The organism is Blastococcus sp. SYSU D01042, assembly GCF_054050515.1.
In genome coordinates this window covers 181,949-199,740 of record NZ_JBJGZM010000001.1, presented here as the reverse complement: position 1 = coordinate 199,740, position 17,792 = coordinate 181,949, and the positions used below count along the sequence as shown (strand labels likewise).

Annotated in this window: 18 protein-coding genes; 10 read left to right on the top strand and 8 right to left on the bottom strand. The window is 75.4% G+C overall.

The genetic code is table 11. The features are described 5' to 3' along the window. Window positions 1–92: 92 nt before the first annotated feature. Entirely contained in the window at window positions 93–1,142 is a 1,050-nt protein-coding gene (locus tag ACI79H_RS01005; RefSeq protein WP_456552505.1) for a hypothetical protein, read from the bottom strand. A 125-nt stretch (window positions 1,143–1,267) separates the two neighbouring features. On the opposite strand from ACI79H_RS01005, the gene ACI79H_RS01000 reads away from it, so the two are divergent. Then, window positions 1,268–2,227, top strand: coding sequence for a 4-hydroxy-3-methylbut-2-enyl diphosphate reductase (locus ACI79H_RS01000; RefSeq protein WP_456552504.1), 960 nt, complete (start codon window positions 1,268–1,270; stop codon window positions 2,225–2,227). Between the two features lie 12 nt (window positions 2,228–2,239). On the opposite strand, the gene ACI79H_RS00995 is transcribed toward ACI79H_RS01000, so the two are convergent. From ACI79H_RS00995 to ACI79H_RS00975, 5 genes are all read right to left on the bottom strand, one after another. Further along, a complete protein-coding gene (locus ACI79H_RS00995; RefSeq protein WP_456552503.1) occupies window positions 2,240–2,944 on the bottom strand; it encodes a DUF6542 domain-containing protein in 705 nt (234 codons plus the stop codon). A 200-nt stretch (window positions 2,945–3,144) separates the two neighbouring features. After that, entirely contained in the window at window positions 3,145–4,263 is a 1,119-nt protein-coding gene (locus ACI79H_RS00990; protein WP_456552502.1) for a DNA recombination protein RmuC, read from the bottom strand. A 37-nt stretch (window positions 4,264–4,300) separates the two neighbouring features. Next, window positions 4,301–4,834 (bottom strand): methylated-DNA--[protein]-cysteine S-methyltransferase, encoded by a 534-nt coding sequence (locus tag ACI79H_RS00985; RefSeq protein WP_456552501.1) that lies wholly within the window; start codon window positions 4,832–4,834, stop codon window positions 4,301–4,303. After that, window positions 4,834–6,348 carry an AlkA N-terminal domain-containing protein gene (locus ACI79H_RS00980; RefSeq protein ID WP_456552500.1) on the bottom strand — a complete coding sequence of 505 codons (1,515 nt, stop codon included), beginning with the start codon at window positions 6,346–6,348 and terminating at the stop codon, window positions 4,834–4,836. The genes ACI79H_RS00985 and ACI79H_RS00980 overlap by 1 nt, the downstream gene beginning before the upstream one ends. A gap of 58 nt (window positions 6,349–6,406) precedes the next feature. Continuing rightward, window positions 6,407–7,162, bottom strand: a complete 756-nt coding sequence (locus ACI79H_RS00975) for a TetR/AcrR family transcriptional regulator (protein WP_456552499.1) — start codon at window positions 7,160–7,162, stop codon at window positions 6,407–6,409. Window positions 7,163–7,276: 114 nt separating this feature from the next. On the opposite strand from ACI79H_RS00975, the gene ACI79H_RS00970 reads away from it, so the two are divergent. From ACI79H_RS00970 to ACI79H_RS00940, 7 genes are all read left to right on the top strand, one after another. Then, window positions 7,277–8,239 (top strand): ABC transporter ATP-binding protein, encoded by a 963-nt coding sequence (locus tag ACI79H_RS00970; protein ID WP_456552498.1) that lies wholly within the window; start codon window positions 7,277–7,279, stop codon window positions 8,237–8,239. Further along, complete coding sequence (locus tag ACI79H_RS00965) at window positions 8,236–9,057, top strand: ABC transporter permease (RefSeq protein WP_456552497.1); 822 nt, start codon at window positions 8,236–8,238, stop codon at window positions 9,055–9,057. Before ACI79H_RS00970 ends, ACI79H_RS00965 begins: the two co-directional genes overlap by 4 nt. A 58-nt stretch (window positions 9,058–9,115) precedes the next feature. Continuing rightward, window positions 9,116–9,538 (top strand): MmcQ/YjbR family DNA-binding protein, encoded by a 423-nt coding sequence (locus tag ACI79H_RS00960; RefSeq protein WP_456552496.1) that lies wholly within the window; start codon window positions 9,116–9,118, stop codon window positions 9,536–9,538. An 84-nt stretch (window positions 9,539–9,622) separates the two neighbouring features. Continuing rightward, window positions 9,623–10,528, top strand: a complete 906-nt coding sequence (locus tag ACI79H_RS00955) for an ABC transporter ATP-binding protein (protein ID WP_456552495.1) — start codon at window positions 9,623–9,625, stop codon at window positions 10,526–10,528. Next, window positions 10,525–11,352, top strand: coding sequence for an ABC transporter permease (locus ACI79H_RS00950; protein WP_456552494.1), 828 nt, complete (start codon window positions 10,525–10,527; stop codon window positions 11,350–11,352). The genes ACI79H_RS00955 and ACI79H_RS00950 overlap by 4 nt, the downstream gene beginning before the upstream one ends. Further along, complete coding sequence (locus ACI79H_RS00945; protein ID WP_456552493.1) at window positions 11,349–12,587, top strand: sensor histidine kinase; 1,239 nt, start codon at window positions 11,349–11,351, stop codon at window positions 12,585–12,587. The genes ACI79H_RS00950 and ACI79H_RS00945 overlap by 4 nt, the downstream gene beginning before the upstream one ends. 14 nt (window positions 12,588–12,601) lie before the next feature. Beyond that, on the top strand, window positions 12,602–13,216 hold the full coding sequence (locus tag ACI79H_RS00940) for a response regulator (protein ID WP_456552492.1): 615 nt from the start codon (window positions 12,602–12,604) through the stop codon (window positions 13,214–13,216). Window positions 13,217–13,220: 4 nt separating this feature from the next. Here the strand turns inward: ACI79H_RS00940 and ACI79H_RS00935 are convergent, their stop codons facing one another. Beyond that, window positions 13,221–13,955, bottom strand: coding sequence for a 2-phosphosulfolactate phosphatase (locus tag ACI79H_RS00935; RefSeq protein ID WP_456552491.1), 735 nt, complete (start codon window positions 13,953–13,955; stop codon window positions 13,221–13,223). Window positions 13,956–14,124: 169 nt separating this feature from the next. Between ACI79H_RS00935 and ACI79H_RS00930 the strand changes: the two genes are divergently transcribed. Next, window positions 14,125–15,339: a DUF222 domain-containing protein gene (locus ACI79H_RS00930; protein ID WP_456552490.1), complete on the top strand. Its 1,215-nt coding sequence runs from the start codon at window positions 14,125–14,127 to the stop codon at window positions 15,337–15,339. 3 nt (window positions 15,340–15,342) lie between these two features. Here ACI79H_RS00930 and ACI79H_RS00925 read toward each other — a convergent pair whose 3' ends face one another. Beyond that, a complete protein-coding gene (locus ACI79H_RS00925; protein WP_456552489.1) occupies window positions 15,343–16,575 on the bottom strand; it encodes an EAL domain-containing protein in 1,233 nt (410 codons plus the stop codon). A gap of 133 nt (window positions 16,576–16,708) precedes the next feature. Between ACI79H_RS00925 and ychF the strand changes: the two genes are divergently transcribed. After that, window positions 16,709–17,782, top strand: coding sequence for a redox-regulated ATPase YchF (ychF, locus tag ACI79H_RS00920; protein ID WP_456552488.1), 1,074 nt, complete (start codon window positions 16,709–16,711; stop codon window positions 17,780–17,782). Window positions 17,783–17,792: the final 10 nt, after the last annotated feature.

Genomic DNA, 17,792 nt, shown 5'->3' with positions numbered 1-17,792 from the left:
CCTCTGCAGGGCCCCGCGCCGAGCATGCGAGGCGTGGGGGGCAGAGGGGTCCTTCTGCACACCCCGAGGGTGTCAGACGGTGCCGACACCGCTCAGGCGCCGCGGGGAGCCAGCGGGCTGGACTCGACCGCCTGCTCCTCGAGCTTCTCCAGCCGGTTGCGCAGCATCCGGAGGTAGGGCTCGCGGGCCTGGTTGGCCTCCTCGTACGCGACCAGGTCGGCGACGGTGCTGAGGGCGTAGCCGCGGAGGCGGCCCCGCAGCTGGGCGATGGAGAAGGAGTCGTAGCCGTCGATCGGCGCCTCGGCCGGGGCCGGGGAGGCCGCGCCCCCCGCGGTCCCGCCGCTCGCGTCCGCGGGGGAGTCGACGGCCGCGCCGGCGGCGATGGGTGCGTCCTCGGGAGCGGTGCCGGCGCCGTCCGCCTCCAGCACGCCGGTGGCCGTGGCGACGGGGCCGTCACCGCGGGCGACGTCCGTGCCGTCGTCGGTGGCGTCGGTGTGGTCGGCGGGCACCGGGGCGGCGATGCCCTCGTCGGTCACGGTGGCCTCGACGGTCGCGACGTCGCTGCCGTCGGTGGTCAGCACGTCCACCGCGACGGGGACGTCGTCGATGGCCGCACCGGCGACGCCGAGCTCGTCGGCGAGCTCGGCGTCGGAGTCGAGCACGTCTGCGTCCGGGGCGCCTGCGGCCGCGGACGCTGCCGGAGCCGTCTCCTCCAGCGTCGGCGCGGCCTCGATCGCCTCGTCGATGGCCAGCTCGTCGAGGATCTCCTCGGTGGCCGGCGCCTCCTCGACGAACTCCTCGACGGTGGTCTGGGCGCCCACGCGGTCGGGCACCTCGTCCGGGACCACGTCGGCCCGGTCGAACGCGGAGCCGCGGAAGCCCTGCGCCGGAGCGGCGTCGCCGTCGTCGTCGAAGGTGGCCAGGCCGGGCTCGGCCTCGCCGCGGATCCCCGTGAACAGCTCGTCGCCGCGGGCGACCAGCCCGGCGTACTGCTGCTGCACCTTCATCGCGTGCTGCATCGCCATGCCGATGATGCGCACCGGCAGGCCGGGGAGCGTCTCGGGCAGCTTGCGCGCCTCGTCGACGACCGTCGCCGCCAGGCCGGCAGCGGCGCGGACAACCTCAGGGATCTCGCGAGCCATGGGCACACCTTGCCCCAGGAATCGCCGTGCGACACCCCCACCGGAGCGCTCCACCCGGCCGGGGGCGTGTTCCTGACCACGTCCGGCAGCCCCGGCCGGGGCGCCCGCCCACGTACGCTGGGTGCATGGCAGATCAGCGCGGACGTGTCCTGCTGGCCGATCCCCGGGGCTACTGCGCCGGCGTGGACCGGGCGGTGGTGGCCGTCGAGCGGGCACTGGAGATCCACGGCGCCCCCGTCTACGTCCGCAAGCAGATCGTCCACAACAAGCACGTGGTGGCGACCCTCGAGCGGCGCGGTGCCGTCTTCGTCGACGAGACCACCGAGGTCCCCGAGGGCTCCGTCGTGGTGTTCAGCGCCCACGGCGTCTCGCCGGCGGTGCACCAGGAGGCGGCCGACCGGCAGCTGCGCACCATCGACGCGACCTGCCCGCTGGTGACCAAGGTGCACCAGGAGGCCAAGCGCTTCGCCCGCGACGACTACGACATCCTGCTGATCGGCCACCGCGGCCACGAGGAGGTCGAGGGCACCGCCGGTGAGGCGCCGGCCCACATCCAGCTCGTCGACGGCGCCGACGACGTCGCCAACGTGCAGGTGCGCGACCCGGAGAAGGTCGTCTGGCTCTCCCAGACCACCCTCTCGGTGGACGAGACCCTGGCGACGGTCGACCAGCTGAAGAACCGCTTCCCCGGGCTGCAGTCCCCGCCGAGCGACGACATCTGCTACGCCACGCAGAACCGCCAGCAGGCGGTGAAGCAGATGGCCGCCGAGTGCGACCTCGTGCTGGTGGTCGGCTCCACCAACTCCTCGAACTCGGTGCGCCTGGTGGAGGTGGCCCTGGAGGCCGGCTCCCGGGCCTCCTACCTCGTCGACTACGCCGCCGAGATCGACGAGGCGTGGCTCGAGGGCGTGCGCACCGTCGGCGTGACCAGCGGCGCCTCGGTGCCGGAGATCCTGGTCAGCGAGGTGCTGGACTGGCTGGCGGCCCGCGGCTTCGCGGACGTGGAGACGGTCAAGGCCGCCGAGGAGCGCCTGGTCTTCGCGCTGCCGCACGAGCTCCGCAAGCCCCGCGCCGCCACGGACTGACGGGGCTCCTCGTCAGCGGCGGGTGGCGAGCCGGAAGAGCGCCAGGACGAGGGCCACGCCCGTGCCCATGGCCATCGTCGGGAAGCCGCGGATGAGCAGCGTGGCGACCGTGGGGACGTTGAAGGTCGCCGAGGGTGCCAGTGCGATGTTGAGCGCCGCGACCCCGATGAAGACCAGCGGCGGGGCGACGACGACGGTGACCAGGTCGCGGCGCCGCACGACCAGGGTGGCGACCGTCGTGGAGGCGAGCAGCGCGGCGAGCGTGATGATGCCCAGGCCCACGCCGACGTAGGAGTCGATCCCGGCGCCGGCCAGCGTCACCAGGAAGATGCCGAGGACCGCGACCAGCCCGCGGACGGTGCCGCTGCCGGCGGCCGGCCGGGTGTCGGTCCGGCCGCGGGACGCGGTCGAGCCGCGCGCCTCGGCCGGGCGGGCCGCCGGGGGGCGCCCGCCGACGGGCCGGGACCCGCCGGGGATGCGCTCGGAGGGGCGGTGCGGCCGCATCGGCTCGCGGCGGGGCGGGAGCGGACGGCTGTCGAGGTCCGGACGCGCGCGGTCGGCGGCGCGGCCCCGCGGGGGCACCGGCGGGCGTCCCGCCCGGGAGTGGCGGTCGGGGTTCACGGCACGTTCCTCACGGGGCCCGCGGGACCCGGGGAACGGCCGGTCGGGGAAGCCCCCGCCCTGCCGCCAGGCGTCGGCCGTACTCGGCGTGGCCATGGCGCACCTCCGTTCCACCTCGGGCGGGCCCGGACGGCCGTCCCTCGATGGTCACGGTAACGAGCGGATGCGCAACAGCGGCGGATGTCGGGCCCGCGTCGCCCCCGGACCCGACCCTCGTGCGACCTGGGTGAGCGGTGGTGCGGGCGGGACTCCGGATGACGCCGGAGCCGGAACCCGGGCGTCCGGATCAGGCGGGGTCAGCCGTGCGTGCCGTCCCGTCCGCCGTCCTGGCGGCGGCCGACGTCGAACCGGTCCTCGCCGTCGAGGACGACGGCGTCGGTGCCGTCGGTCGGTTCCGGGCGCAGCGTGCGCACGGTGGCCTCCACCGGCTCCGGGCTGGGCACCGGCTGCTCGGCGACGCCGAGGTCGTCGAAGCGGCGGGCCGCGGTGAGGACCGACCGCTCGTAGGAGCCGACCGTCTCGTTGAACCGGGTCATGGTCGTGCCGAGGGCCGACCCCAGCCGGGTCAGGTGACCGGACAGCGTGGACAGCCGGGCGTGCAGCCGGCGGCCCACCTCCAGCACCTGGTCGGCGTCACGGGCCAGCCGCTCCTGGCGCCACGAGTAGGCCACCGTGCGCAGCAGCGCGAGCAGCGTGCTGGGCGTCGCCAGCACGACGTCGCGGGCGAAGCCGTGCTCGAGCAGGCCGGGCTCGGCCTCCAGTGCGGTGGTGAGGAAGCCGTCGGAGGGGACGAAGAGCACGGTGAACGGCGCGGCCGGCCGGAACGCGGTCGGGTAGCGCCGCGCGGCGAGCGCATCGATGTGGGCGCGGAGCTGCCGGGCGTGCACCGCCACCCGCTGGCCGCGCACCGCCTGGTCGGTGGCCTGGACCGCCTCGATGTACCCGGTGAACGGGACCTTGGCGTCGACCACCACCTGCCGGCCGTCGGCGAGGGTGACGACGAGGTCGGGCCGGACGCCGGCGCCCTCGTCGTTGGTGCCGGAGGGCTGCTCCACGAAGTCGCAGTGCTCCAGCAGCCCGGCCACCTCGACCATGCGGCGCAGCTGGACCTCGCCCCAGCGCCCGCGCACGTGCGGGGTGCGCAGCGCGGTGACCAGCGCGGCCGTCTCGTGCTTCAGCTGGGCGGAGGTCTGCCCGACCGTGCCCATCTGCTCGCGGAGCTCCCCGTGCGCGGTGGCCCGGGCCCGTTCCATCCCGGCCAGCAGGCGGTGCAGGTGGTCCAGCGACTCGTGGACCGGCTCGAGGCCGGCCTCGGCGGGGGAGCGGCGGGCGAGCAGGGAGACCACGCCGAGGGTGGCGGCGGTGGCGAGCAGTGCACCGAGGAGGAGCCCGAGGAGCAGGGAAGCGGCGTCCATGCCCCGGAGGGTGCCCGACGGGTCCGACAGTTCCGGTTCAGGCGGGCACCGGGGCGTGGCGCGCCTCGTGGTCGAGCAGCTGCTGCTTGACCGCCGTCCCCCAGCGGAAGCCGCCCAGCCCGCCGCTGGACCCGAGCACCCGGTGGCAGGGCACGAACAGCGCCGTGGCGTTGCGGGCGCAGGCGTTGGCCGCCGCCCGGACCGCGCTCGGCCGCCCGCACCGGGCGGCGAAGGAGGTGTAGGTGTCCGGCGTGCCCGCGGGCACGGTGCGCAGCACCTCCCACGCGTCCTCCAGGAACGGGCCGGAGCGCTGGCGGACCGGGATCGCGTCGATGGCGGTCACGTCCCCGGCGAAGAACGCGTCCGCGGCGTCCAGCACGGCGAGGTGCTCGGCGTGCTCGACCCAGGTCGGGCGCAGCGAGCGGTGCACCACGGGCAGCAGGTCGGCGACGTCGTCGGTCCAGCCGCTGGCCAGCACGACGTCACCGCCGTCCGGGGCGGTGGTGACCACGACGGTGAACGGGCCGGGCGGGGTGGACGTCGTCGCCCAGCGGGCGGGGGGAGGGGTCATCAGGCGCTCCGTTCCGATAGGGCCGGCACGGGGGCCGGGAGCTCTGCGAGGGGGTGGCGGAGGAAGAGGGACGGCGCGGCGAGCGCCCACAGGTGCATCACCGCGTAGGAGCGCCAGGGGCGCCAGCGGGTCGCGGCCTCGGCGTCGCTGCTGCCGAGGGCGCTCAGGGAGCGTCGCAACGCCAGGTCCCCGGGCAGCCACACGTCGGGGTCGGCGAGGCCGCGCAGGGCGACCAGCGCCGCCGTCCAGGGGCCGACGCCGCGGACGGCGAGCAGCGCGCGGACGGCCTCCTCGCGGTCGGCGCCCGGGTCGAGCGCGACGTCGCCGTCGGCCAGGGCGGTGCTCAGCGCGCGCACCGTCGCGCGGCGCGCGCCGGTGAGGCCGACCGTCGCGAGGTCGGCGTCCGCGAGCGCCTCGGGGCGGGGGAAGGCGTGGGTGAGGGTCCCGACCGGCGCGGCCAGCGGGACGCCGGCCAACGGCAGGAGCCGGGCGGTGAGCGTGCGGGCGCCGGCGACGGAGACCTGCTGACCGAGGACGGCCCGGACCGCCAGCTCGGGGCCGTCCGGGGAGCCGGGCACGCGACGGCCGGGGGCGGCCGCCACCAGGGCGGCCAGTGCGGGGTCGGCCCCGAGCACCTCGTCGACGGCCACCGGGTCGGCGTCCAGGTCGAGCATCCGCCGGCACCGGCTCACGGCCACGCCCAGGTCGCGCAGCTGGGCGAGGTGCAGCCGCGCGGTGACCGCGGGGCCGCCGTCCGCCGCGGGGGAGAGGGCGACGACGCCGGGCCCGTGCGGCAGGTCCAGCACCCGGGAGAAGGTGGTGCCGTCCCACTCCTCGAGGCCGGGGACCGCGTGCGCGCCGAGGAAGAGCAGCACCTCGGCGGCGTCGTACGGCGCCCGGGCGGTCAGCCGCAGGCTCAGCCAGCCCGGCGCCGTGCCCCCGGCAGGGGTCGGACGGCGGCGTAGCTCGGTGGGGGAGGCGGCGAACACCTCGCGCACGGTGTCGTTGAACTGCCGGATGCTGGCGAAGCCCGCGGCGAAGGCGACGTCGGCCATCGGCAGGTCGGTGGTCTCGATCAGCAGCCGGGCGGTCTGCGCGCGCTGCGCCCGGGCCAGCGCCAAGGGCCCGACCCCGAGCTCGCCGACGACCAGCCGGTGCAGCTGGCGCTCGGAGTAGCCCAGCCGGCGGGCCAGCCCGGGGACCCCGGTCCGCTCCACCTCGCCGTCGGCGATCAGCCGCATGGCACGGGCGACGGCGTCGGCCCGCACGTCCCACTCGGGCGAACCGGGTGCCGCGTCGGGCCGGCAGCGGCGGCAGGCGCGGTAGCCGGCGGCCTGGGCACCTGCGGCCGAGGTGAAGAAGGAGACGTTCGACGGCTTGGGGGTGCGGGCCGGGCAGGAGGGCCGGCAGTAGATGCCCGTCGTCCGCACCGCGGTGAAGAACCAGCCGTCGAAGCGGGCGTCGCGGCCGGCCACCGCCCGGTAGCGGCGCTCGTGGTCGGCCGAGGTGTCCATGCACCGAGCATGGCACCCGCCGGCGGCGGGCACTGGCGGGTTTCGGACGCCGCCGTCGTCAGCGCTCGATGACGGCGGCGACCCCGTCGAGCAACCGCTCGAGCCCGAACGCGTAGGCGCGCTCCGCTGGGTAGGCGCCGAGCTCCGGGCCCGACACCGGGCCGATCCGGGTGGCCGTCGGGTACCGATCGGGGTCGAACACGCGGTCCAGGTGCGGCTCGGTCGCCGCCCACCACTGCTCCTCGGTGAGGCCGCTGGCCTGCTCGGCCGCGACCTTCTCGTGCAGCCCACCGACGATGCCCCTCACGAAGCCGGTCACCAGGATCGTGACCAGCTCCATCTCCACCTCGGTCAGGCCCAGCCCGTCCACCGCGGCGAGCTCGGTCTCGTACTTCGCCATCAGGTTCGGCCCCAGGATCGGCCGGCCGGTACCCACCGTGGCGACCCAGGGATGGCGCACGAGCAGGTCCCAGTTCGCCTGCGCGACCGCGGTCAGCCGGGCCCGCCAGTCGCCCGACGGCGGTTCGGCGTACAGCTCGCCGAGCACCGCGTCGTGCATCAGCGCGATCAGCTCCGCCTTGCCGGGGACGTGCGTGTACAGGCTCATCGCCCCGACGCCGAGCTCGGCGGCCACACGGCGCATCGACAGCGCAGGCAGCCCGTCGGCGTCGGCCAGCCGGACGGCCGCGGCCACGATGCGGTCCACGTCGAGGGTCGCCCGGGGGCCGGGGCGTGCGGCGGTGCCGGGGGCTCCGCGCCACAGCAGCGCCATGGTGCGGGCCGGGTCGGCGCCGCCGGTGGACTCGGGAGCCATGCCCTCACTCTCCCGCACCCCGCGAGCGACCTGCGCGGCTCCTGGCGGAACTCTCCCCGTACGGCGTACGTTGTCGGCTCGCCGGAATGACGTACAGCGTACGGAGGGGTGGGCGTGGGAGCGATCTCGGTCGTGGGGCTGACCAAGCGGTACGGGGACAGGGAGGTGCTCGGCGGTGTCGACCTGGAGGTGGCGCGAGGCTCCGTCTGCGCGCTCCTGGGGCCCAACGGGGCGGGGAAGACGACGACGGTGCGGATCCTCGCCACGCTCGCCCGCCCCGACGGCGGCCGGGTGGAGGTGGCCGGCATCGACGTCCTCCGGCACCCGCGCGCGGTGCGCCGGCGGATCGGCCTGATCGGCCAGCAGCCGGCGGTCGACGACGCGCTGGACGCGCGGCAGAACCTGGTCCTCTTCGGCCGGCTGCACCACCTCGGGCGCAGGGCGGCGGCCGCGCGCGCCGACGAGCTGCTGGAGCAGGTGGACCTCACCGGTACCGGTGCGCAGCCCGTGCGGGAGTTCTCCGGCGGCATGCGGCGCCGGCTGGACATCGCCGCCGGGCTGGTGCTGGACCCGGAGGTGCTGTTCCTCGACGAGCCGACCACGGGGCTGGACCCGGCCGGCCGGCGGGACGTGTGGGACGCGGTGCGCGGCCTGGTCGCCGGCGGCAGCGCGGTGCTCCTGACCACGCAGTACCTGGAGGAGGCCGAGCAGCTGGCCGACCAGGTCTGCGTGCTCGACGGCGGCCGGGTCGTGGCCTCCGGCTCGCCGCGCGAGCTGACCGCGGCGGTCGGGGGCGACCGGCTGGAGCTCGTCGTCACCGACTCCTCGCGGGCCGCCGAGGCGGCGCTGCTGGCCGAGCGGGTGGCAGCCGGTCCGCCGGTGCTGCGGGCCGGGGGGATCGGGGAGCGGGTCGTCGTCGCGGTGTCCCGACGGCCGGGCGTGGTCGGGGACGTGGCGAGGGCCCTGGACGAGGCCGGGATCGGGGTCGACGACGTCGTCCTCCGGCCGGCCACCCTGGACGAGGCCTACCTGCGCCTCACCGGGGCGGAGCGGGCGCGGACGGGGGTGCCGGCGTGACCGCGGCCGCGGTTCCCGTGGAGTCGTCGGCAGAGCGGCTGCGCTGGGCGGTGGTGGACGCCTTCACCGTGGCCGGCCGCGACGTCGCGCACTGGCGGCGGCAGCCGTCGGTGGTGCTGGTCAACGCGCTGTTCCCGGTGCTGCTGCTGGTCATGTTCGCGTACCTGCTGGGCGGCGGCATGGTCGTGCCGGGAGGTGGCGACTACCGGGACTTCCTCGTCCCCGGGATGCTCGCCGTCGCGATGGTCTTCGGCGTCGAGGCGACCATGACCGCGGTGGTCACCGACACCGCGCGCGGGATCACCGACCGGTTCCGGTCGCTGCCGATGGCGCCCTCGGCGGTGGTCGCCGGTCGCTGCCTGGCCGACATGGCGTCCTCCGCGGTGGGCCTGGCCGTGCTGGTCGCGGCCGGGCTGGCCATCGGCTGGCGGCCGGACGGCGGGGCGGGGCTGCTGGCCGCGGTCGGGCTGCTGCTCCTGCTCCGGCTGGGGTTCCTCTGGATGGGCATCTACCTGGGCCTGCTGGTCCGCGACCCCGCCGCGGTGACCGCCGTGCAGATCCTCGTGTGGCCGTTCGTGTTCTTGTCGAACGCGTTCGTCGCCGCGTCGGGGATGCCGGGCTGGCTGGCCGTGGTCGCCGAGTGGAACCCGCTGGCGCCGACCGTCACCGCCGTGCGGGAGCTGGTGGGCTCGCCGGTCGGCACCGGTGGCGGCTGGGCGACCGAGCACGCCACCCTGCTCGCCGTCGGCTGGCCGGTCGCGCTCACCGCGGTGTTCGCCGCGCTCAGCGTCCGCAGGTTCCAGCAGCTCGGCCGCTGAGTTCCCGCTGTCGGACCCGTCGTCCACTCTGACGACGGGTCCGACCCGGGAGGTGGAGATGCACGTTGCGTTCCTCGCCGGCGTGCGGGCGGTCGCGCTCGCGCTGCCGGAGACCCTCGAGGAGCCGGCCTGGGTCGGCGTGCGGTGGCGCGTCCGGAGCCGGACCTTCGCCCACCTGCTCACCATCGAGGACGGCCGTCCGCAGTCGCACGCGCGCGCCGCGGGCACCGCCGGCCCGTGCCCGGTGCTGCTGTTCCGGTCGTCGGGCCTGGAGCTGGAGACCCTGCGCCGGACCGGCCCGCCGTTCTTCGCCGCGCCCTGGCGGGGCGACGAGGTCGGGCTGCACCTGGCCGACGACGTCGACTGGGCCGAGGTCGAGGAGCTGCTGACCGACAGCTACTGCCTGCTGGCCCCGACGTACCTGGCCGCATCGGTGGCGCGGCCGCAGTTCGACGAGGAGGCGCTCCGCCCGCCGCCATGAGGTCGGCCGGTCCACCGGTCGGTGGACGGGAGGACCAGCGCTTCGGCGGTGCCGCGACGGCGGCGGCGCCGACAGGCTCGGTGCATGACCACTGCAGAGCTCGCGCCGCTCCTCGTGAGCAGCGGACCCGACCACGCCGCGGTGACCGTGCGCGGCCTGACCAAGCGGTACGGCGGACGCCGGGTGCTCGACGGGCTGGACCTGGACGTGCGGCGCGGCGAGTGCTTCGCGCTGCTGGGGCCCAATGGCGCCGGCAAGACGACGACGATCGAGATCCTCGAGGGCGTGCGACCCCGCGAGGGCGGGCTGGTCGACGTCCTCGGGGCGGACCCGGCGGTGGCCGGCCGCGGCTGGCGGGACCGGATCGGCGTGGTCAGCCAGGGCGAGGGCGCGGGCCCGGCGCTCACGGTGCGGGAGACCCTCGACCACTTCGCCGGCTACCACGGCGCGCGCCGCCCGACCGACGAGCTGCTGGCCGCGGTCGGGCTGGCGGAGTCCGCTGCCGTGCGGGTGGAGCGCCTCTCCGGCGGGCAGCGCCGCCGGCTCGCCGTCGCCCTCGGGGTGCAGGGCCACCCGGAGCTGCTGTTCCTCGACGAGCCCACCACCGGCATGGACCCGGTCGCGCGCCGGCAGTTCTGGCAGCTGATCCGCGACCTGCGCGCCGACGGCACGACGATCCTGCTCACCACCCACTACCTCGACGAGGCCGCCGAGCTCGCCGACCGGGTGGGGGTGATCTCCGGTGGCCGGCTGGTCGACGTGGCGCCGCCCGATGAGCTGGGCGCCGCGCTGCGCCGCGAGTCGACGGTGAGCTGGCTGGAGGCCGGCGCCCGGCGGTCCGTGCGCACCGAGGCGCCCGCCGCGGTGCTGCGGGACCTGCTCGCCGCGCAGGCCGAGGTCCCCGGCCTCACCGTCACCCGTCCGGGCCTGGAGGACGTCTACCTCCGGCTCGTCGGCGCCGTCCCGACCCCCGAAGGAGCCTCCCGATGACCGCCGTCCTGACCCCGACCCGTCCCGCACCCCCGTCGGCCGCCCGCATCGCCGTCTCCCGGGTCGGCCTGGAGCTCCGGTTGTTCTCCCGCGAGCGGCAGCAGGTGGTGTTCGCCTTCGCCTACCCGCTGGTCATGCTGCTGATCTTCGCCTCGATCCTCGGCGACGAGGACCGGCCGGGCGGCATCCCGTTCGCCCAGTACTTCCTGGCCGGCATCGCGGCGACCGGGATCATGCTCACCAGCTTCCAGGCTGTCGGCACGGCGGTCGCGCACGAGCGGGAGAGCGGGCAGCTGGAGCGGCTGCAGCTGCTCGGCACGCCGCCGGTCGCCTACTTCGCCGGCAAGGCCGGGCAGGTGCTCGTGACGGCGGGGGTGCAGCTCGCGCTGCTGCTGCCGGTCGCGCGCTACGGATTCGACGTCCCGATGCCGGCCGACGCGGCGCACTGGCTGACGTTCCTCTGGGTGGCCGCCCTCGGGGCGCTGGCCGGCACGGTGCTCGGCATCGCCGCCTCCGCGCTGCCCGGCAGCGCCACCGCCACCGCCACCGCCATCTCGGCGCTCGCGATCGTGCTGCAGTTCTTCTCCGGCGTCTTCTTCGGCTTCCTGGAGCTGCCCGGGTGGATGCAGCAGGCCGCGGCGCTGTTCCCGCTGAAGTGGATGACCCAGGGGATGCGGTCGGCGTTCCTGCCCGAGGAGGCCGGGGCGTTCGAGATCGCGGGGGGATGGGAGCACGGAAGGATCGCCCTGGTGCTTGCCGCATGGGTGATCATCGGCGTCATGGTCTGCGTGCGCACGTTCCGCTGGCGCCGGGGCGAGGGATGACGTCCTCCTTCGCCGACGCCGCCGCCGTCCCCGCACCGGGGGACGGCGGCGGCCGGCCGCTGTCCGAGCGCGGCTGGCAGGTGACCCTGGTCGTGCACCACGTCGTGCTGGCGGTGCTGGTCGTCGTCGCCGCGGTGGACGCCGTCATCGAGGAGTCCGGGGCGCGCGAGGCCGTGCTGCTCACCGCCCTCGCGGTCCTGGCGCTGGCCTACGCGACGGTGGGCGGGCCGGCGCTCGTGCGGCGGGACCACCGGCGGGCCGCCTGGTACCTCGGCGTCCTCGTGGCCGTGGTAGCCGTCCTGGCGTGGATCCTGCCGGAGCTGCTCTTCCTGCTGTTCCTGGCGTTCCCGCAGGTCTGGTTCATGGTGGCGGACCTGCGGCGCGGGGTGCTGTGGACGCTGGCCCTGGGCGCGGCCGCGACCCTCGGCCCGGTGGTGCACTGGGCGCAGGGCACCGAACCCTTCGACCTGCAGACGTTCGTGGGGCTCGGGTTCAGCCTCGCGATGGGCGCCTGGGTGACCAGCGTGCTCGCGCACAGCGAGCAGCGGGCGGATCTGATCCGCGAGCTCGAGTCGACCCGCGCGGAGCTGGCCCTGCTGCACCACCAGCAGGGGATGGTCGCCGAGCGGGAGCGGCTGGCCCGCGAGGTGCACGACACCCTGGCGCAGGGCTACACGAGCATCGTGGTGCTGGCCCAGACCGCGGCCGCCGCGCTGCCGGGGGAGCCCGCGACCGCCGCCGAGCGGCTGGCCGTCATCGAGGAGGTCGCGCGGGAGAACCTCGCCGAGGCGCGGGCGATGGTGGCCGCCTTTGCGCCGGTCGCGCTGGACTCCGCGAGCCTGGTCGAGGCCCTGCAGCGGCTGGCCGAGCGGTTCCGTCGGGAGACCGGCGTCGCCACGCGCGTGGACACCGCGGCGCTGGGCGGAGGCGGCCCCGCGCTCAGCCGCGCGGAGGAGATCGTGCTGCTCCGCGGGGCACAGGAGGCGCTGGCCAACGTGCGCCGGCACGCCTCGGCCACCGCCGTGGTGCTGCGGCTGAGCCGGGTGGGCGCCGGGGAGGACGCGCAGGTGTCGGTGCACGTGGAGGACGACGGCGTGGGGTTCGACCCCGCGGTCTCCGCGGGCGTGGGGCTGGCCGGACTGCGCGACCGGGCGGAGGAGGTCGGCGGCGCCGTCGACGTCCGCTCGGCCCCGGGGGAGGGGACCCGCGTGACCGTGCGGGTGCCGGCCCAGTGATCAGGGTGCTGGTGGTGGATGACCACCCGGTCGTCCGCGGCGGTGTGGTCGGCTGGCTGGCCGCGCAGCCGGACATCGACGTCGTCGGCGAGGCGGGGGACGGGCTGGAGGCGCTGGCGATGGCCGCGGCGCTGGCGCCGGACGTCGTCCTGATGGACCTGCGCATGCCGCGCATGGACGGCGCCACGGCGACCGGCCGGCTCGCCGCGGACCACCCGGGCGTGCGGGTGCTGGTGCTGACCACCTATGACACCGACGCCGACATCGTGCGGGCGGTGGAGGCGGGCGCGACCGGCTACCTGCTCAAGGACACCCCGCTGCCGCAGCTGGCCGACGCCGTCCGCGCCGCCGCGCGCGGGGAGACGGTGCTCGCGCCGCCGGTGGCCGCCCGGCTGGTGTCGCGGATGCGGGCCCCGGCGGCGGACGCGCCGACCGCTCGCGAGCTGGAGGTGCTGGCCGGTGTGGCCCGCGGGCTGACCAACGCCGACATCGGGCGGGAGCTGTTCATCGGCGAGGCGACGGTGAAGACGCACCTGCTGCGGGTGTTCGCGAAGCTGGGCGTCGACGACCGCACGCGGGCGGTGCTCGTCGCGGTGGAGCGGGGGCTGCTGCCCGCACCCGGGCGCTGAGCGGTCAGGCGCTGAAGGCCCCGTCGCGGAGGACGGGCACGACCCGGCTGCGGTCCACCTCGACGGCGATCTCGACATCGGCGGCGAAGCCGCTCGCCGTGAGCTCGATCCCGGAGGCGCAGCCGCGGACGGCGTCGGGGACCGAGCGGGTCGCCTGGAACGCCGCCGCGGCAGCCGCGGCCTCGGGGGACGGCCTGACCCCGGTGCGCTCCAGCAGCGCGGCGATGACGGCGCCGGCGCCGAGCAGGTCCTCCAGCGCCGGGCGGAGCGTGCCGTCGGGCCAGCGCTCACCGGCGGCGATCACGGTGACCGGCGATCCGCCCTCCAGCCACCCGGCGACGGCGGAGGCGTTGCGCAGGCAGGCGGCCACGACCGTGCCCCCGCCCGCGGCGGCGGCGATGGCGGAGCCGTTCGGCGAGGGGAGGACCAGGCGCCCGGGTGCGGGCGCCGCGCGCAGGGCGGCCGGCGACAGCGACCACGGGTGGTCCGGCGTCACGTCGCGGCGGCCCACCGCCAGCCGCGCGTCCCTGTCGCGGGCCAGCGTCTCCGCGCGGGCGTCGCACCAGGCCACGGGGAGGACGGCGGTGCCCCGCTCGACGGCCACCGACACCGACGTGGTGAAGGAGAGGACGTCGACGACGACGAGCGGGCCGTCGTCGGTGTGCAGCGCCGCCGCACCGGTCGCACCCCAGTCGAAGCGGACGTCGTGGGCCTGCTGCGCCCAGGGGCTCTCCGGCATGCGGACCTCCGGTTGCTCTGTTCGCTCTCGCGGAGCCTCCGGCCCGCAGCGGCGGGCTGTCAAGCGTCCTCAGCGACCTGTGGACGGGTGTCTGAGCTGCGGATTCATGGGGTGCGGCGTGCTCGATCGCGGTAGACTTCGAACACCTGATCGAACCGGTGGAGGTGTTGTGAACGAGCTGGCCGAGGCCCTCGACGCGCTGGCCGGCGAGCGGCTGGACGGCCAGTTCGGCGCGGCCCTGCTCGAGCGACTGGGTCCGTTGCTCATCGCGGCGAACCGGCTGGCCGCCGAGGTGGCGCGGACGGTGCGGCAGTGCGAGGTGGCCGGCTCCGCTGAGCACGACGGCAAGGCGTCGATGGCGTCGTGGCTGCGCGGGCACCACCGGCTGAGCGCGAGCGCGGCGAGCCGGCTGGTGCGCAACGGGCGGGCGCTGGAGCAGCTGCCGGCTCTCGCTGCGGCCGCTGCGGCCGGGGGTGTGACGGCGGAGGCGGTGGGCGTCATCGCGCCGGTGACGTCGGCGGAGAACCTGGCCCGGGCCGAGGAGCAGGGCGTGGACGTCGGCGCGGTCGACGCCGCGCTCACCAAGGTGGCTGCGACCCGGCCGCACGTCGAGCTGCGGCAGGTCGTCGGGCACTACCTGGCCCGGCTCGACCCCGACGGCACCGAGCCCGACCCCACCGAGTTCCGCAGCCTGGTCACCGCCCGCGACAGCAACGGTGCGATCACCGGCCGGTTCGTCCTCGACGCGATCGGCGGGGAGAAGGTGCTCGCCGCGATCGAAGCGATCCGGCAGGCGTCGCGTCCCGCCGGGGACACCCGCAGCCGCGGCCAGCAGTCCGCCGACGCCCTCGTGCAGCTCGCCGACAACGCCCTGGCCTCCGGCACGCTCCCCACGATGCGGACCGTCAAGCCGCACGTCGCGGTCACCATCGACCTCGACGACCTCGTGGACACCTCGACCGCCGGCGCAGGCGCCGGTCGCACCGGGTTCGGCGGGGTCATCTCCGCCGCCCGCGCCCGCTGGCTGGCCTGCGACGGCAACCTCACCCGCATCGTCATCGGCCCCGACGGACAACCGCTCGACGTCGGCCGGACGCACCGGGTGGTCCCGCCGCACCTGCGCCGCGCCGTCGAGGTGCGCGACCGCACGTGCGTCTTCGCCGGTTGTGATGCGCCCAGCCACTGGTGCGACGTGCACCACCTCCTGCACTGGATCGACGACGGCGACACGTCGCTGGTCAACTCGGCGCTGCTGTGCGAACGCCACCACACCAAGGTCCACTCCGGCTTCCGCGTCGAACGACAACCCGACGGACGATGGCGCACCTGGCGCCCCGACGGCAGCGAGATCCGGCTGCCGCAACCGTTCCTGGTCCCTGCCTGAGCGTCAGACGAGCGCGGCTCCGTCGTGCCGGTCGGCCGTGAGCACTCCTCGCTGCGCCGGGATGCCCGCGGTGAGGGCCGGCTCGGGAACAGCGGGACGGCCGAAGAACCACCCCTGCCCGTAGTCGACGCCGAGCGTGCGGAGGACGGCCGCCTCGTCGGCGGTCTCGATGCCTTCGGCGACGACCCGTGCCCGCAGACCCGCCGCGAAGTCGACGAGCGAGCGGATGAGGACGGTGCGCACCGCGTCGCTGTCCAGCCCGCTCACCAGGCTCCGGTCGATCTTGATGACGTCGGGTGCGGTGACCACGATGTGGCGCAGGGAGGAGAACCCGGCACCGACGTCGTCGATGGCCAGCCCCAGCCCCGCGGCGCGGAACGGCGCGAGCACCGCGGCGATCGCGTCGTAGTCGTCCACCTGGTCGTGCTCCGAGAGCTCGAGCAGCACCCGTTCCACGGGCAGCTCCGCGAGCAGCTCGCTGCACGCGGGCGTGAGCAGCGTGCCGGGGGAGACGTTCATGGCGACGTAGCCGTCCACGGACTCGAGGTGCGCCGCCGCGCGGCGCAGGGCCAGCAGCTCCAGGTGGTCGCCGCGCCCGATGCTGTGCGCCTCCTCGAACACGACGTCCGGGGCCTTCTCCCACTCGGCGGGGAAGCGGCTGAGCGCCTCCGACCCGACACGCACGCCCGTCGCCAGGTCGATGATCGGCTGCAGCGCGACCACCGGTCCACCGGCGGCCATGACGGGGCCGAGCCGCTGCTCGATCTCCGACCGCCGCTCGTTCTCCCTCACCTGCGGCTCGATGATCACCGAGGCGGCCGAGGCGAGGACGTCCATCAGCGCCTTGTCGCGCTTGGTCAGGTCCTTGTCGGCAGTGAGTCCGGCTGCGCAGAACGTTCCGTACAGCGACCCGTCGGACAGGGTCACCGGCACGGAGACGTAGCTGCGGATGTGCGGGATCTTCGCCGCCGGCAGGGCCATCGCCCGCGGGAAGTCCTTGAGGTTCGGGATGACCGCCGGCAGCTCCTTGTCCAGGATGGCCTGGCACAGCGTCGTCTCCTGGACCTGCGTCACGCCCTCCTGGAACAGGACGGGGACCGAGGACTCGACCACCTCGAGGTGCTGGGTGGTGCCGTCGAGCCGGGACAGGAACGCCACGGACAGGCGCAGCGACTTCTTCGCCGTCCGCAGCAGCTCGGCGATCTGCTGCTCGGCGTCGGTACGGGTCTTCCCCATGGCGCGTCCCCTTCGAGCGGTCAACCCCGTCGTCGGCAGGTCGGCCGGTGAACTGGAGCGCCGGCCTCATCCGGACGGGTGGGCCGCCCGCGGCCTCCGGACGGCGCAGCGGCGGCACGTAACCTCGACAGCCGTGAGCCTCACCATCGGGATCGTCGGCCTGCCCAACGTCGGCAAGTCGACCCTCTTCAACGCCCTGACCAAGAACGACGTGCTCGCGGCGAACTACCCGTTCGCGACGATCGAGCCCAACGTCGGCGTCGTGGGCGTGCCCGACCCCCGGCTCGGGAAGCTGGCCGAGCTGTTCGGCTCGCAGAAGATCATCCCGGCGACGGTCTCCTTCGTGGACATCGCCGGCATCGTGCGCGGCGCCAGCGAGGGCGCCGGCCTGGGCAACAAGTTCCTCGCCAACATCCGCGAGAGCGACGCGATCTGCCAGGTCATCCGGGTCTTCACCGACCCCGACGTGGTGCACGTCGACGGCAAGGTCAGCCCGGCCGACGACATCGAGACGATCAACACCGAGCTCCTCCTCGCCGACCTCCAGACGCTGGAGAAGGCGGTCCCGCGCCTCGAGAAGGAGATGCGCAAGGACAAGGAGCGCGCCGAGCTGCACAAGGCCGCGGTCGAGGCGCAGCAGGTGCTGAACGAGGGGAGGACCCTCTTCGCCGCCGGCATCGACCCGACGCCGCTGCGCGAGCTCGGCCTGATGACCACCAAGCCGTTCCTGTACGTCTTCAACGTCGACGCCGACGAGCTGGCCAACAGCGAGATGCTCGACGAGCTGCGCGGGCTGGTGGCCCCGGCCGAGGCCATCTTCCTCGACGCGCAGACCGAGTCCGAGCTCGTCGAGCTGCCCGCCGAGGAGGCCGCCGAGCTGCTGGAGTCGATCGGCCAGAGCGAGCCGGGCCTCGACCAGCTCGCCAAGGTCGGCTTCCGCACCCTCGGCCTGCAGACCTACCTGACCGCGGGCCCCAAGGAGGCGCGCGCCTGGACCATCCCGGTCGGCGCCACCGCACCGCAGGCCGCCGGTGTCATCCACACCGACTTCCAGCGCGGGTTCATCAAGGCCGAGATCGTCTCCTTCGACCAGCTGGTCGAGGCCGGCTCCATGGCCGAGGCGAAGTCGAAGGGCTGGGTCCGCATGGAGGGCAAGGAGTACGTCATGGCCGACGGCGACGTCGTGGAGTTCCGCTTCAACGTCTGACGGGGATGCC

Coding starts and splice junctions, on each gene's coding strand:
- ACI79H_RS00960 (WP_456552496.1), top strand. CDS start 9,116: ATGCACGTTGCGTTCCTCGCCGGCGTGCGGGCGGTCGCGCTCGCGCTG.
- ACI79H_RS00950 (WP_456552494.1), top strand. CDS start 10,525: ATGACCGCCGTCCTGACCCCGACCCGTCCCGCACCCCCGTCGGCCGCC.
- ACI79H_RS00985 (WP_456552501.1), bottom strand. CDS start 4,834: ATGACCCCTCCCCCCGCCCGCTGGGCGACGACGTCCACCCCGCCCGGC.
- ACI79H_RS00955 (WP_456552495.1), top strand. CDS start 9,623: ATGACCACTGCAGAGCTCGCGCCGCTCCTCGTGAGCAGCGGACCCGAC.
- ACI79H_RS00925 (WP_456552489.1), bottom strand. CDS start 16,575: ATGGGGAAGACCCGTACCGACGCCGAGCAGCAGATCGCCGAGCTGCTG.
- ACI79H_RS00995 (WP_456552503.1), bottom strand. CDS start 2,944: ATGGCCACGCCGAGTACGGCCGACGCCTGGCGGCAGGGCGGGGGCTTC.
- ACI79H_RS00990 (WP_456552502.1), bottom strand. CDS start 4,263: ATGGACGCCGCTTCCCTGCTCCTCGGGCTCCTCCTCGGTGCACTGCTC.
- ACI79H_RS00945 (WP_456552493.1), top strand. CDS start 11,349: ATGACGTCCTCCTTCGCCGACGCCGCCGCCGTCCCCGCACCGGGGGAC.
- ACI79H_RS01005 (WP_456552505.1), bottom strand. CDS start 1,142: ATGGCTCGCGAGATCCCTGAGGTTGTCCGCGCCGCTGCCGGCCTGGCG.
- ACI79H_RS00980 (WP_456552500.1), bottom strand. CDS start 6,348: ATGGACACCTCGGCCGACCACGAGCGCCGCTACCGGGCGGTGGCCGGC.
- ACI79H_RS01000 (WP_456552504.1), top strand. CDS start 1,268: ATGGCAGATCAGCGCGGACGTGTCCTGCTGGCCGATCCCCGGGGCTAC.
- ACI79H_RS00975 (WP_456552499.1), bottom strand. CDS start 7,162: ATGGCTCCCGAGTCCACCGGCGGCGCCGACCCGGCCCGCACCATGGCG.
- ACI79H_RS00935 (WP_456552491.1), bottom strand. CDS start 13,955: ATGCCGGAGAGCCCCTGGGCGCAGCAGGCCCACGACGTCCGCTTCGAC.